We start from the raw sequence: 13,586 nt of genomic DNA on the forward strand, positions 1-13,586 counted from the left end.
TGACAACTAGAATAACAGGGCGATCTCCCCGCAAACTGAAAAGAATGCGCTTCCTGTCAGGTTTATCGTTAAGTCCGCAGAGGAGTTAATCTAGGGATAACGTCATTATGGTGAAATAAAAAGATAGGCGAATAGAGGGGGAGCGGCGGATGAATCGGCAATGGGGATGGGTGGCGCTGGCTGCGGCGGTCGCGCTGGCCGTCGTCTGGCAATTTGCGGCAGAACGGGAACGGCCGGCGGAGGCGAAGATGGGCGAGCCGGCACCGGCGATTCGGCTCGCCAGCCCGGAAGGGCGCGAATACGAGCTGCGTCCCGTCGATGGCGAAGCGGTCGTCCTGAACTTCTGGGCGTCGTGGTGCCTGCCTTGCCGCGCGGAGGCTTCCGAGCTGAACGATTTGGCGCAAAGGCACGGCGACCGCGTTCGGGTGTATGCGATCAACCTGACGGATAAAGATCGGGTAGAGGACGTTCGGGGTTTTGTTCGCGAGTACGGCCTGGAGCCTCCCGTCCTGCTCGATAAGAGTTCGGTCGCCGCCGAAAGCTACCATATCGCTTCGCTGCCGACGACCTACGTGCTTGACGAGCAGGGGCTCGTGGCATGGAGAAAGCTCGGCCCGGTTACCCGGTCCGAGCTTGAAGAGGCGTTGGGACTTAAAGAGACGAGCAGCGCTGGGGATTAAGAGAGCAAGGCTAAGTCGCATTATGCGGAGTTTAAGTAGCGGGCCGTCTCCGTTCGGTAGGCGCTTAGCGCGGGCAGCAGACCCGCCGCCACGCCGGCCAAGCCGACATAACCGGCGATCGCCAGCGTTTGCGAGTCGAACCCGATAGGAACGGCAATGGAGACGTGCTCTCCGAGGTAGCCCGTCAGCAGCCAGGCCAGCCCGTAGCCGGCCGCATAGCCGGCGGCGCAGCCGATCAGCATGACGAACGCCGACTCCAGCAGCACGATCGTCAATACCTCCGCCCTCCCCGCTCCGATCGCCCGGAGGATGGCGACGGTCTTTCTTCGTTCGACGGTGGCCCCGTAGAGCGCCAAGATAACGGTCAAGCCCGCCATGCCCAGCACGACGTAAGCGACATAACGCAGAATCTGCTCGCCGCTCCCCATCATGTCGAAGATTTTCGCGAGCGTCTGCCCGGGGAAGACCGCTTGGGCATCCTTGCCTTGATTGATTTCTTGATACATGGTCATGAGATCGGCATAGCTCTTCGGCTTGATCAGCGCGGCGGTGACTCCGCGTTCTTCGGCGCGCGTCTCCTCCGATGTATCGTGCTCGCCCGCATCCGCTGCCGTGCCCGCTTCCTCTTCGTGCTCATGTCCGAGCCAGTAGCTTTCCATGTTCACATAGATGCCTTGATCCGACGGCGCGCGGGTGCTCTCCAGCACGCCGACGACCGTATACGGATGCTTCTTATGCTGTTCGGGCTCGAGGGACTCGGTCACTCCGTGAGCCGAGACGAATTCGTCTCCCGGCTTCAAGCCGGTTTCCCGGGCGACCTTCGCTCCGATGACGGCCTCGAACGGCTGCTCGAACAAGCGGCCGGAGGCCAGGCGGAAGTAAGCCGGATCGGCGGGTCGCGCCCTGAGCTCGAAAAACGAGGGCTCGGTGCCGACCAGGCGGTAGCCTTCATAGTTGTCGCCGAGAGCGAAGGGAACGGCGAGGGATACTCTCTCGTCTTCGGCGAGAGCTTCGTAGTAATCGGGCTCCAGGTTCGAGAGCGGATTGTCCATCAGAAAAATCGTGTTGAACACGAGCTGGGCCTGGCTTCCCTTCGACCCGACGAGCATGCCGTACGGCTCGCTCGCCCGGACGATCCCTTGCTTGATTCCGCTCGAGAGGAGGAGGATCGCGATCGTAACCGCGATGCCGACCGCGACGACGCCGATCGTGATCAGCGTCTGGACGCGCCGGTTAAACAGATTGCGCCAGGCTATGCGGGTAAGCGGCACTATCTTCTCTCCTTCCCGGGGCCAGCTTGCGAATCGGGACTACCCGGTCGAGCCGCTTCGCCAGCTCCATGTCGTGCGTGCTCAGGAGCAGCGCCGCGCCTTCGCTCCCGCACGCTTCCGCGAGCAGCTCGTAGACCTGCCGCGCGTTCGCGCCGTCGAGGCTGGCCGTCGGCTCGTCGGCCAGCACGATCGCGGGGCGATTGGCCAGCGCCCTCGCGATCGACACCCTCTGCTGCTCCCCCTGGCTGAGCTGGTGGGAGCGATGGTTCAGCCGGTGGCCGAGGCCCACCCGGCCGAGCAGCTCCGCCGCGCGCGCTTTGCGCTCGCGCGCGGGGATCTTGCGGCCGAAGCCCATGGCCGCCTGCACGTTCTCCAGCGCCGAGAATCCCGGCAGCAGGTTAAAGCTCTGGAACACGTAGCCGATATGCTTCGCTCGGAACCGGTCGAGCTCCGCTTCCGAGAGCGCGCCCAGCTCGTGCCCCAGCAGTTGGATGGAGCCGCTCGTCGGACGGAGCACTCCCGAAATCAGATGCAGGAGCGTACTTTTGCCGGAGCCGCTCGGACCGACGATGGCGACCTTCTCGCCCGGCTTCATCTCGAAGCGCTCCGCCTCGAGCACCTTCACGGCCTGGCCGCCTTTCATCGGATACGACTTGACCAGTTCTTCGATGAGGAGCATTACTTCAGCACCTCCACCTTATCCGCGTTGATTCGGATCAGGCTGACGAAGCCCGTCTCTTCGTCCGTCTGCGAGCCGACGCTGAGCGTGCCCGTCACCTTCACCTCATGCTCCGTCGGCTTGATTTCTTTGCCCGAAGGCATAAAGACGACGACGATATCGCTCGGCCAATCCGCATCCGACGAGCAGAACGGGCAGATGCTCATCGCCACCTTCGTCAGCACGAAGAAGCGCACCGTCGCCGTAAGCGGAGGAGCCATATAGCCGATCATCTCGACTTCTTGGCCGTTCAGCTCGTTCACCTTATCAGACATTTTCAGGCCGCGTACGGTCTCTTCGGCATACAGCTCGGAGAACGTAAGCGTCTCCGGCCCCGATTTTTCTTTCTTCGGCCTCGGAGACGGCCCCGGCGAAGGACTGGCCGGTGTCGGCGAAGCGGAGGCTTCGGGAGTTGAAGCAGCCGCGGCAGCCTTCTCCGGAGCAGCGGACGCGAGCTTCGGCGGATTCGAGGCGGACGAAGAAGGTGACGGCGTCGGCGACGGGGTTGCCGCGGCAGCCGGGGCTGCAGGCTTACCGCTCTTGCCGTCTGCGCTCTTGCCGCCGCTCTCCTTGCTGTTATCGCCTTTGCCGTCATCGCCCTTGGCGCTCGCGGCGGCTTTCGTGCCCCCCGAACCCGGTTCGCTCATCTTGCCTGCGTCCTTGACGCCGCTGCTCCCGCTCCCCGACGAGCCTTCGGAACTCGCTTCGGCGCCCGCGACGGCAAGCTCATCGCTCGGAGCCGCCGAAGGCGCGATCTCGCCGCCCGTCCCCGCCGATTGCCCGGAGCTTTGCGCGGAGGTCTGCTCTACGGCCTCACCTTCGGGAGCGGCCCGCCGCTTCGAGTCGTCCGCTCCCATCGCCAACGACTCCTGCACGAACGCATCGTTCGTCTGCCCGGTCTCCGGCATCGGCGGTTCGTTCACCCGCTCACCGCATCCGACCAAAGCAACCGCCATCACGGCGACCAGCCATGCCAACGCCGCCGTCTTCATACGCCGCTTTGCTTTCATTACGTTCTCCTCCCCTCATCTGCTCGGCCAGCGAAACCCGATTAGCTTAGCTGCCTGACTTCAGCACCTTTAGCCGCCGGCTTCCGGAACCCGAATAGCTGTCCGCCCTCCGCTCGCACCCTATCTAGCCTCCGACACCCCCGGCGAACCGCCGGGGGTGATCGTACAACACTAACCGAGAATGGACTGGCTCTCTCTTCGTGACGCAAGCATGTCGAGATGCTGCTGAATGATTCTAACTCCGCACACTTAACGCTCCCTGCAAGCCGAAATAGTCTCATCCGAGACGATCTGCGCACTCCCAACGCTGCCTGCAAGCCGAGATCGTCTCATCCGAGACGATCTCAGCTCCAAGGCGTGCCTGGATTGCTGATGAAGAGGGCAAGGAGCAGATAGCAAGATGCAAAGAGCAAGATATATGGTGAAGAGGCGCTCCCGTCTGCATCTTAGCTAGCCCACCAAGCCCAGCCGGTTCGGCCTAACTCACCCCAAAGCCGCCAGAAGGCTGCTGCTGGTCGCGACGACTTGGCCATCCGCGTCAAGCTTGAACTCCAGCTTGACGATTTTGTTGTTCTTCGACGCTTGGCCGCTCGTCAGGTTGAGCACGAGGGTTTGCCCGTTCACCGTGATCGACACCTTGTTCGTCGAGTCGTTCTTCTTCACCGTGCCGCCGAGCAGGTTCGCGAAATCGCGAACGTTGACCCACTTCTTCGTGTCCGCCTTCGCGCCGGTGAGGTTCAGGCCGAGCGAGTTGACCATGCCGAAGAATACCTCGGTGTTGTCCATCGTGCCTTGGAAGTATTCCGAGCCCGGGCCGTAAGCCATGAGCGGGACGTCGTCCGCCGTATGCACCTCTTGGGAATCCGTCTTCGGGTTAAGGGTGCCCGTATGCAGGAAGCGATCTTTGTTCGGATCGTCCGGATTCGACAGAGAAGCCGGGTTAGCGATGTAGACGCCGTCGGAATCGACCGCCGGAACCGTCGGAACCTTGCTGAACTTGTAATCCTCGTAATAGTCCGGCGTCGCGCCGAACACGACGGCCAGCTTGCGGCTGACGTCGGGACTATCCGGGAAGCCGTCCTTGTTCGCGTCGACGTAGTCCGGGAACTTCGCGGCCTCATACGTACGAACCGCTTCCCGGCCGGACTTGCCGTCGCCTTCCCAGTACGTGCCGGCGATGCTGGCGGAGTGGGAGTGGTCGGCCGTCACGACGATCAGCGTGTCGCCGTTCTTCTCCGCGAACTTGCGAGCGACTCCGACCGCCTTATCCATCTCGATCGCGTCGTACGTGGAGCGTTCCCAATCCATCGTATGCAGCTGTTTGTCCACGCTCGCGCCTTCGACCATGAGGAAGAAGCCGTTCTCGTTCTGGCTGAGCACGTCGATCGCCTTCTGCGTCATGTCCCACAGGTTCGGCTGGTCGGTGAACGACTTCAGCGCGTCCTTGTTCTTGGTGGAACGGTCGTAATAGACGTTCATGTCGCCCGTGTGGAACAAGCCGAGAAGCTTCTTGTCGGCAGGCGCCGCCTTCAGGCTCGTCGCGCTGTCCGCGAACGTGTAGCCGCTCTTCTCGAAGTCGCCGATCAGATCCTTGTCGTCCTTGCGCTTGGAGCCCGGCGTCGATTGCGGCAGGAAGTATGCCGAGCCGCCGCCCAGGATGACCTCCGGCTGAAGCTTGTAAAGCATCTCCGCGATCTCCGGCTTGTCGGAGCGGCGGCGGGTATGGGAGACGACCGCGGCCGGCGTGGCGTCTTCGATCTCGGAGGTGGACACGACGCCGACCGACATGCCGCGGCTTCGCTTAAGCATCTCGGCGAGCGTCTCGACCTTCGGATCGTCGAGCGAGCTTGCGGTGTTGTCCGGATAGATGCCGAGCCCGTTGACCGCGGACTTATGGCCGGTGTTGTAAGCGCTGGCGCTGTTCGCGGAATCCGTCACGAGAGAGTCCATGCCGGACGTCGTCACGACCGCGCGCTGGTCGAACTTATCTACCTCCAAGAGCCCGTTGTACTTGCCCTCGGTCAGGCCTTTGGAGAGGATGCGCGTCATCGTCACGTTGGAGAATGCCATCCCGTCCCCCACGAAGAGGATGACGTTCTTCGCTTTGGCTCCGCTTGCGTCCGCCGCGTTCACCGTGTACTTCACCGTCTTGGACAGGCTGCCCGCGCGGACGGACACCGTATATGTACCCGGGACCGAGAACGCGACGTCGCGAACCGTGAACTCTCGGCTCTTGTCCGTGCTTGTCTTCTCATAGGGCTTGCCGAACACGTCCGAAGCTTCCTTGCCGTTGATCTTGATGCTGACGGAACCCGGATCGGAAGCCAGATCGTTCAGCTCCACCCGGAAGTCGAACTTGGCTCCGGCGAGAAATTCCGCCCGGTCGATCGGAGCGATATAGATCGAAGCCGCCTTCGTCTGCTCCGCAGCCGTTTCCGCCGCATCGACCGTCTTAGGCTGGTTAGACAGAACCTCCGCTCCGGTCGCGACGATGGCCACGGACAGAGCCGCAGCCGTCACGCTTTTCCACATCTTGAACCTCGTCAATCTCCTGCACCTCCACAAGGATTTTAAGCTTCCTTTAATCTCTCTTTAATATAAAGGCGCATTGTTAGGGATAATGTGATCGATAGTAAAATGGTGGTAAAATTAGCACTCCGTTTATCTTCTTCCATCCGCATATCTTCCCGCCATGCTGACACACTAGATTCATTCGGCGAACGAAGGAGGCGATACGCTTGGCGAAGCAGCAGGGGCATGCGAACAAGAACACGACGAAGCGCACTTCGGACAAGAAGGGCAACAGCTCCGGCAACAACCATTAAACTGTCTGCGCCAAAAAAAGGCTTTCCCGGGAAAAGCGCCGCGAGCGCCCTCCGGGAAAGCCTTTTCTTCATCGATTATCGTTTACCGTCCGCTCATTCCTTCATCGCCCGCCAAGCCCCGTACTCGTGGATCGCGAACCCGGAGAAGGCGTTGCGGCCCGAGAGAAGCCTCTCGGCCTGCCTCAGCTGACCGCTTAGATACGATCTTCCTTCCCCGTAAAAGGTAATGCTGGCCCCTTCCGCGGTAGCTAGCGTCTCCACCCCGATCATCGCCGGAACGCCCAGATCGGCCGCTTCCTCCAGCTCTTTGTCCGCCGCTCCCGCAATCGTCTGCGCCGAGTCCCGGTAAGCCATGATAGTCACGCCGTCGTACTGCCTCATCATCCAGCGGCTAAGCGTCTCGTTGCCTTCCGGGGTCTTGTAGTTGTACAGCCAGAACGGGATGTCCGCATGAACCGGCAGCTCCAGCTGATCCGCCCTGCTCGCGATGTAGCGAACGTTGCTCTGCCATTGGGGAATGAAATCAGAGCCTCCCGAGCTCCAACCCGGCAAGGAATAAGGCTCGATGTCGACATGGATTCCCTTGAACTTCTCCTCTGCCGCCGCGCTCTCTTGATAGTCGCGAAGCCAATCGAGCGAAGCGTCGATGTTCGGGCGACTCTTAACGAAGCCCCAGGAAGCTCTTCCGTCCAACGCGTGAACCTCGATTCCCAGCTCGCCGGCCGCTTGGATAAAGCTTTTATAATCGTCATCCTTTACGTCGCGATTGATCTGAAGGTAGATCGTATTAAGGCCGTTGCCCGTCGCAAAATCCAAAATGTCGGCAGCCTCGGAACCGATAAGGGGAGTATCCCACAGCCAAGTGGCGCGGGGGTATTCGGCGGCACCCGACGGGGTCGGGGTTCCGGCGGCGATGGCTGTGGCGGCAACGACGGCGGACAAAGGCTTAAAGAAACTTAACAATTCTAATCCTTCCTTTCTGCGTTTCATGGTGTACCCTAAGTATAAGTTTCCGCGTAAGAACAGAAATGGACCTGCGAACTAAATGCAGATTAAAGTGTGCACAGAAAGCAAATATGGAGTGGATAGACGATGAGAAAATGGACCTATGCGATCGGTCTTCCTATATTCGCAATAATATTGGCGCTATTGGGATTCATCCTGTACAGGGAGTTCGATTCCGCGCCGGCTCCCGCCTCGGGACGTACGACCTGGGTGTGGAGCCTGGAGGAGTTGCTGAACGATAATGGAGGGGCGGAGGAAGTGATTCGCTTCCTGGAGGAGCAGAGGGTAAACGCGGTTTACCTTCATGTCGACGATACGCTGAAGAAAGCCTCCGCCCGAGAGGCCTACCGCGATTTTATCCGGCAAGCCTCCATGGCCGGCATTCAGGTGCATGCCCTCGGAGGAGATCGGGACTGGGTGCTGGAGCCGGGACGCGCGGAGTTCCGGGTTTTCCTGGAGCTGATAACCGACTACAACGGGTCCGCTCCCGCGGAGTCCCGTTTTACCGGCGTTCATCTGGACGTGGAGCCTTATCTATTGAAGGAATGGGAGGAGGATCGGCGCGGAGTCGTCGAGTCGTGGCGGGAGATGACCGAGGAATTCGTCTCCTTCGCGCAAGCTCATTCGCTCGAAACCGGCATGGATCTTCCCTTCTGGCTCGATACGGTTCCGGCCGGGGACGATAACGAGAACGACGGCATCCGGACGCTGGACCAATGGATGATGGCGCGCGCGGATTCGGTCTCGCTGATGTCCTATCGCAACGAAGCGGAAGGCGAGGATGGCGTGCTGGCGATCGTCGCCGGCGAGCTCGAGCATGCCGGCCGAACGGGCGGAACCGTTTACGTGGGGCTGAACGCGGCCAAGGACGAGGAAGAGAAGCTCACCTTCTACGACCGCGCCGCCGAGGAGCTCCGCCGGATGATGCGGAGGATCGACGACGAATACGCCGGACAAGCCGGCTACGGCGGGATTGCCGTGCACGACTTGGCCAACTGGATTCGCAAGGAACGCGAATGACGCGTAAACCTACTGTTCCTTCAAGTAGTCCTCCACGAAGTGGATAAAAGCCCGCGCCGCGTGGTTGAGGTATTTATCCGACCGATAGATGATGCTTGTCTCCCTGATGGGCGGGTAATCGCGGATGGGGATAAAGCGCAGGTCAAGGCTGTCGATCGATTCCAACAGCGCGCTCGCGACGATCCCTACCCCGACATTGGCTTTGACGAAAAGGAACAGGGACGGATTGGAGCTTGTCTCCACCACCACGTTCGGCTGGACTCCGTGCTTCTCGCACCAGCTCTCCACGAAATCTCGCCCCCATAACCCTTTGGGGTACATGACGATAGGCAGCGTTCGCAGGTCGTACAGGGAAATCGATTCGGCCTGCGACAGCTCATGCTCCTTGGACACGACGATCCCGTACTCGTCCCGGGACAGGGGACGGATGACGAGCCGGGAATCGTAGGCCGGCTTGCCGGAGATTCCGATATCGATGTCGGCGCTCAGCACGAGTTCGGCGACATCGATCTCCGAGAAGATTTTCAGCCGGATATTCGGATACTTCTGAAAGAAACGGATAAACATAGGAGTTAGACGGTAATCGAGCTCCGACGGCAAAGCTCCGACGCTTAGGCTCCCGCCCTTCTGCGCGGAGAGATCCTCTATCTCCAGTCGGGCGTTGCTCAGATTCTGGAACACCATCTTGGCGTTTCTCTTCAGAACGGATCCCGCGTCGGTCAGCTCGATGCGCTTGCCGATCCGGTTAAACAGCGGAAGTCCGATCTCCTCTTCCAGCGCTTTGATCGACAAGCTCAAATTCGGCTGGGAGATCCCTATCCGTTCTGCCGCCCTCGTAAAATGCAGCTCCTCGCATACCGCGATAAAATACTCCAGCTGCCTTAGCTCCACTCGACCTTTTCCCCCTCATCCGTATATGGTTAAATCATTTATACAACAAATGATAACGATAATTCAAATAGAATTGATAAATGATCTCCCTCCGAGTAAGATTTGTTCACGAGTCAACGGAAGGGAGTCATCCAAATGAAGAAAAACGTCCTTATGGTGCTTGCCATGTTCATAGCTTCCCTCAATCTTCGCCCGGCGATCAACTCGATCGCGCCCCTGCTGGACGGCATCCGGAACGATCTGGCCATGAACGGTTCGATCGCCAGCCTTCTGACCTCGATCCCGGTGCTGTGCATGGGCCTGTTCTCTCCGATAGCCGTGAAGGCCGGCGGCAAATGGGGGCTCGAGAAGGTGATGGGAGTATCGCTGATCGTCATCGCGCTCGGAACCGTCGTTCGCCTGTTTACGAATTCCGTCGCCTTTCTGCTCGTCACGGCATTGATCGCGGGAATAGGAATCGCGTTTATCGGACCTCTGATGGCCGGCTTTATCAAGAAGCATTTTCCGGGGCAGGTTCCTTCCATGATCGCCGTGTATTCCGTCGCTCTTACGCTTGGCGCCGCCATCAGCTCGGCATTGTCCTCTTCGCTGCAGCGCGCGTTCGGCTCTTGGCAGGGATCCCTGGCCTCTTGGGCCGTCCTAGCCGCCGTCGCCGCCGTTCTCTGGTGGCTGCTCGTACTCCCGGCGTCCGCCGGTTCCGCGGCTTCTTCGTCTTCGCCGGCATCGGCGACCGCCCGGCTTCCGTGGGGAAACGGCAAGGCTTGGATCTTGACCTTGTCCTTCGGCCTGATGGCCGTCCTGTTCTATTCGTACACGGCTTGGATCCCGGAGATGGTTCAAGCCATGGGGTACTCGAAAGGGTATTCGGCGGCTACCTTGACCCTGTTCGTCGTCGTGCAAATCCCCATCAACCTGCTCATGCCGATCTTGCTAAGAAAAGCGCCGTCCCGCCGGTTATGGCTCGTCGCGGCGTCCGCATTCGAACTGGCGGGACTCGTCATGCTTGCGCTGCATGCGACGCCGTGGGTTGCCGCCTCCCTGATCGGGATCGGCGCGGGCGGGCTGTTCTCCCTGAACCTAATGCTCCCGATCGACGCCGCGAGCAGCGCCCATGAAGCCGCCTCCTGGTCGGCCATGACGCAATCCGCCGGCTATGCGATCGGCGCCGCCGGCCCGATCTTCCTGGGCAAGGTCCATGACGCGACCGGCAGCTTCGCCTCCGCCATCGTCGGCATGATGGTCGTGGTCGCGCTGATGGGTCTCGTTCAGCTCGCGGCAACCTCTCGCGGCCGCCGGGCGGTGAAGGCTTCTGCTCTAAGGGTGCAGTGATCCGTCGAATTCGCTTGAGGGTTACGCGTTGATGTGCGCGGATAATCCGCGCAACGGCACCCGCATGAGGCCGAATCCGAAGGAGATGCACGGAAATTCCGTGCAACGGCCGCCCCCAGGGGGCGGAGCCACCGGAGATGCACGGGAATTCCGTGCAACGGCCTCCTCCAGGGGGCAGAGCCGCCGGAGATGCACGGAAATTCCGTGTAACGGCCGCTTCCAGGGGGTGGAATCGCCGGAGATGCACGGTAAATCCGTGCAACGGCCGCCCTCCGGGCGCTGAGCAGCCGGAGATGCACGGAAATTCCGTGCAATGGACGCCCCCAGGGGGCTGAGCCGCTGGCGATGTACGGAAAATCCGTGCAACGACTGCCCCGAGGGGGCGGAGCCGCCGGAGATGTACGGAAAATCCGTGCAACAAAAAGCACCCTCGCGGGTGCTTTTCTCATTAGGTATTGCCCCCGTCACCCCGCCGACGTATGCATCACGTGCATCGGACGGTCGGCCGGAGCGCCGAGCTTGAAGATGTGCGGCAGGTCGAACGACGACAGCGCGTTGCGCGTGTCGAGAATCGGGACGCCGAGCCCCGCGAGCTCGCGATACGGGAAGGCGGCGTGGTCCGTGATGAGCACGAAGCAGTCGTACCCGCGGAACTGATCAAGGTTGTACGGGACCGAGCGCACGGTCTCGCCCGCGTGATCGCGGAAGGAGGTCGCGAACGGGTCGTAATAATCGACGATCGCGCCTTCCTTGCGGTACAGCTCGTACGCTTCAAGCCCCGGAGACTCGCGAAGGTCGTCCACGTTCGGCTTGTAGGCCATGCCGAGAATGAGGATTCGGGAGTTGCGCAGCGACTTCGCCGATTGGTTCAGGATGTTGGCCGTCTTCGTGACGACGTGGTAAGGCATGTTCGAGTTGACCGACTGCGCCAGCTCGATGAAGCTGCTGTAGAAGCGGTAGCCCTTCGCCTTCCAGGCCAGGTACATCGGGTCGAGCGGGATGCAGTGCCCTCCGATTCCGGGACCGGGATAGAACGGCATGAAGCCGAACGGCTTCGTGCTCGCCGCCTCGATGACCTCCCAGATATCGATGGACATCCGTTCGCACATCATCGCCATCTCGTTAATGAACGCGATGTTGACGCTCCGAAACGTGTTCTCCAGCAGCTTGGACATTTCCGCTACTTTCGTCGAAGAGACGGGAACGACCTTTTCCACGATATTCTCGTACAGCAGCTTGCCTAACGCGCCGCACTCCGGAGTCGTGCCGCCGAGCACCTTCGGGGTGTTGTAGGTCGCGAACGTGCCGCTTCCCGGATCGACGCGCTCCGGAGAGAAGCAGAGGAAGTAATCCTTGCCGGCGACGAGTCCCATTTGGGCAAGCTCGGCCTCGATCAACTCCTCGGTCGTTCCGGGATAAGTGGTGCTCTCGAGTACGATCAGCAAGCCTTTCTTCATATAATGCTTAAGTTGATTCACGACATACACGATGTACGAGGTATCCGGGTCTTGATTGGCGCTCAGAGGAGTCGGCACGCAGATGGATACGGCGTCGAGCTCGGCGACCTTCGAATAATCCGAAGTCGGTTGGAAGCGGCCGCCGGCCAGCGCTTCGCCGAGCTTCTCCCGGGAGATGTCCTGAACGTAGGACTCTCCTCTGCGCAAGCTCTCGATCTTTCTCTCATCCAGATCGATGCCGTAGACGGAGAAGCCCTGCTTCACCATCTCGACCGCCAGCGGAAGCCCGACATAGCCGAGGCCGACGACGCCCAGCTTGGCTTGCTTGTTCTCGATCGCCCTTTGCAGGCGCGTGTAGTTCGTGTTTTTCATACTTTACCTTCTCCTCCTCAGGGGGTTCAATAGTAGTTGGAATAAGGGCTGCAATGGATAAAAAGGGAACCCGTCCTGCCAAAATCGCCGCCACTCGCTCGCAGGTGCTCCTATTGAGTCGTGGCTACTCAACTTCGTACCGCCACTCGAGAGAGTTCGCTCCATCTAAGTACTGGCCGCTCAACATTCGCGCTTAAAGCAGCCGTTCGATCCGTTGCTCCAGCTCCGCCGGGGAGAACGGCTTCGTCACGTAGTCGGCCACGCCGAGCTCGTAGCACTTGCGCATCGTCTCTTCCACCCGGTTGTCCGTGAACACCACGGTACGGGCAAGCGCTTCGGCGTCCTCGTTCAAAATTCGCGTCAGCATATGGTAGCCGTCCATCCCGGTCAGGTTCAGGTCCGTCACGATGACGTCCGGTTTCTCGCGGCGGAACAGCTCGAGTCCTTCGTTGCCGTCCTCCGCGTCCAGCACTCGGTAGCCTTTCAGGCTAAGCCGCAGCCGTACGTAGCGGCGGGTCTCCTCGTCGCCGTCCACGAGCAGCACCGACTGCGTGCCGCTCGGCTGGTACCGCTCGCGGAACAGCACGATCTCCATGCTCTCGGGCAATTGCTCGAACATGTCGGTCATCGTCTCGAAATAACGCGGATTTCTCTCCGCTTGCTTGCCCATCCCGGCGAGCATCATGGCGCAGTCTTCCGCGCCGAGCCGAGCCAGCGCCCCCTTCACGTGGAGCGCGGCGTAATGGGTGAGCCCCATGCCGGAGCCGAACAGAAGGAACGCGGCTTGCCGCTTGCCCGGTTCCGCAACCGTCTCGATCGTCGTATGCAACTCCGCCTCCAAGCCGCGGATCAGTTCGCGAATCGTATCCTCGAAGTTCTCCAAGCAGCGGACGAGCACGATTCCGCAGTCCTGCACGGATGCCTCGTCTCCCGCCCAATAACGCTCCACGACCGCTTGATACATCAATTCGTTCAGCTTTGCCGCTTCCGGTAGCTTATTCATTTTCC

At 60.5% G+C, this 13,586-nt stretch carries 11 protein-coding genes; 3 read left to right on the plus strand and 8 right to left on the minus strand.

Annotated elements, in window-relative coordinates:
* Positions 1–149: 149 nt before the first annotated feature.
* Positions 150–680: a TlpA family protein disulfide reductase gene (locus H7B67_RS12055; RefSeq protein ID WP_185120077.1), complete on the plus strand. Its 531-nt coding sequence runs from the start codon at positions 150–152 to the stop codon at positions 678–680.
* A gap of 20 nt (positions 681–700) precedes the next feature.
* Here H7B67_RS12055 and H7B67_RS12060 read toward each other — a convergent pair whose 3' ends face one another.
* From H7B67_RS12060 to H7B67_RS12080, 5 genes are all read right to left on the minus strand, one after another.
* Positions 701–1,951, minus strand: coding sequence for an ABC transporter permease (locus H7B67_RS12060; protein WP_185120078.1), 1,251 nt, complete (start codon positions 1,949–1,951; stop codon positions 701–703).
* Positions 1,914–2,630 (minus strand): ABC transporter ATP-binding protein, encoded by a 717-nt coding sequence (locus H7B67_RS12065; protein WP_185120079.1) that lies wholly within the window; start codon positions 2,628–2,630, stop codon positions 1,914–1,916. Before H7B67_RS12065 ends, H7B67_RS12060 begins: the two co-directional genes overlap by 38 nt.
* The gene (locus H7B67_RS12070; RefSeq protein WP_185120080.1) at positions 2,630–3,679 is read right to left on the minus strand and encodes a hypothetical protein; all 1,050 of its coding nucleotides are present in this window, start codon (positions 3,677–3,679) and stop codon (positions 2,630–2,632) included. Before H7B67_RS12070 ends, H7B67_RS12065 begins: the two co-directional genes overlap by 1 nt.
* 483 nt (positions 3,680–4,162) lie before the next feature.
* On the minus strand, positions 4,163–6,226 hold the full coding sequence (locus H7B67_RS12075; RefSeq protein ID WP_245363847.1) for an alkaline phosphatase: 2,064 nt from the start codon (positions 6,224–6,226) through the stop codon (positions 4,163–4,165).
* A gap of 371 nt (positions 6,227–6,597) precedes the next feature.
* Complete coding sequence (locus H7B67_RS12080; RefSeq protein WP_185120081.1) at positions 6,598–7,467, minus strand: alkaline phosphatase family protein; 870 nt, start codon at positions 7,465–7,467, stop codon at positions 6,598–6,600.
* Between the two features lie 129 nt (positions 7,468–7,596).
* On the opposite strand from H7B67_RS12080, the gene H7B67_RS12085 reads away from it, so the two are divergent.
* Positions 7,597–8,529 carry a hypothetical protein gene (locus H7B67_RS12085; RefSeq protein WP_185120082.1) on the plus strand — a complete coding sequence of 311 codons (933 nt, stop codon included), beginning with the start codon at positions 7,597–7,599 and terminating at the stop codon, positions 8,527–8,529.
* A 9-nt stretch (positions 8,530–8,538) separates the two neighbouring features.
* On the opposite strand, the gene H7B67_RS12090 is transcribed toward H7B67_RS12085, so the two are convergent.
* The gene (locus H7B67_RS12090; protein WP_185120083.1) at positions 8,539–9,420 is read right to left on the minus strand and encodes a LysR substrate-binding domain-containing protein; all 882 of its coding nucleotides are present in this window, start codon (positions 9,418–9,420) and stop codon (positions 8,539–8,541) included.
* Between the two features lie 135 nt (positions 9,421–9,555).
* Here H7B67_RS12090 and H7B67_RS12095 point away from each other — a divergent pair, with 135 nt between their 5' ends.
* Entirely contained in the window at positions 9,556–10,749 is a 1,194-nt protein-coding gene (locus tag H7B67_RS12095; RefSeq protein ID WP_185120084.1) for an MFS transporter, read from the plus strand.
* A 464-nt stretch (positions 10,750–11,213) separates the two neighbouring features.
* On the opposite strand, the gene H7B67_RS12100 is transcribed toward H7B67_RS12095, so the two are convergent.
* Together H7B67_RS12100 and H7B67_RS12105 are read right to left on the minus strand one after the other, a co-directional pair.
* On the minus strand, positions 11,214–12,578 hold the full coding sequence (locus H7B67_RS12100) for a nucleotide sugar dehydrogenase (protein WP_185120085.1): 1,365 nt from the start codon (positions 12,576–12,578) through the stop codon (positions 11,214–11,216).
* Positions 12,579–12,771: 193 nt separating this feature from the next.
* Complete coding sequence (locus H7B67_RS12105; protein WP_185120086.1) at positions 12,772–13,581, minus strand: response regulator; 810 nt, start codon at positions 13,579–13,581, stop codon at positions 12,772–12,774.
* Positions 13,582–13,586: the final 5 nt, after the last annotated feature.

Source organism: Cohnella thailandensis (genome assembly GCF_014212135.1).
Classification (GTDB): domain Bacteria; phylum Bacillota; class Bacilli; order Paenibacillales; family Paenibacillaceae; genus Cohnella; species Cohnella thailandensis.

Bases quoted from the DNA above. Each gene is read 5' to 3' on its own strand.
- H7B67_RS12055 (WP_185120077.1), top strand. From the start codon at position 150: ATGAATCGGCAATGGGGATGGGTGGCGCTGGCTGCGGCGGTCGCGCTG.
- H7B67_RS12065 (WP_185120079.1), bottom strand. From the start codon at position 2,630: ATGCTCCTCATCGAAGAACTGGTCAAGTCGTATCCGATGAAAGGCGGC.
- H7B67_RS12070 (WP_185120080.1), bottom strand. From the start codon at position 3,679: ATGAAAGCAAAGCGGCGTATGAAGACGGCGGCGTTGGCATGGCTGGTC.
- H7B67_RS12085 (WP_185120082.1), top strand. From the start codon at position 7,597: ATGAGAAAATGGACCTATGCGATCGGTCTTCCTATATTCGCAATAATA.
- H7B67_RS12095 (WP_185120084.1), top strand. From the start codon at position 9,556: ATGAAGAAAAACGTCCTTATGGTGCTTGCCATGTTCATAGCTTCCCTC.
- H7B67_RS12100 (WP_185120085.1), bottom strand. From the start codon at position 12,578: ATGAAAAACACGAACTACACGCGCCTGCAAAGGGCGATCGAGAACAAG.
- H7B67_RS12105 (WP_185120086.1), bottom strand. From the start codon at position 13,581: ATGAATAAGCTACCGGAAGCGGCAAAGCTGAACGAATTGATGTATCAA.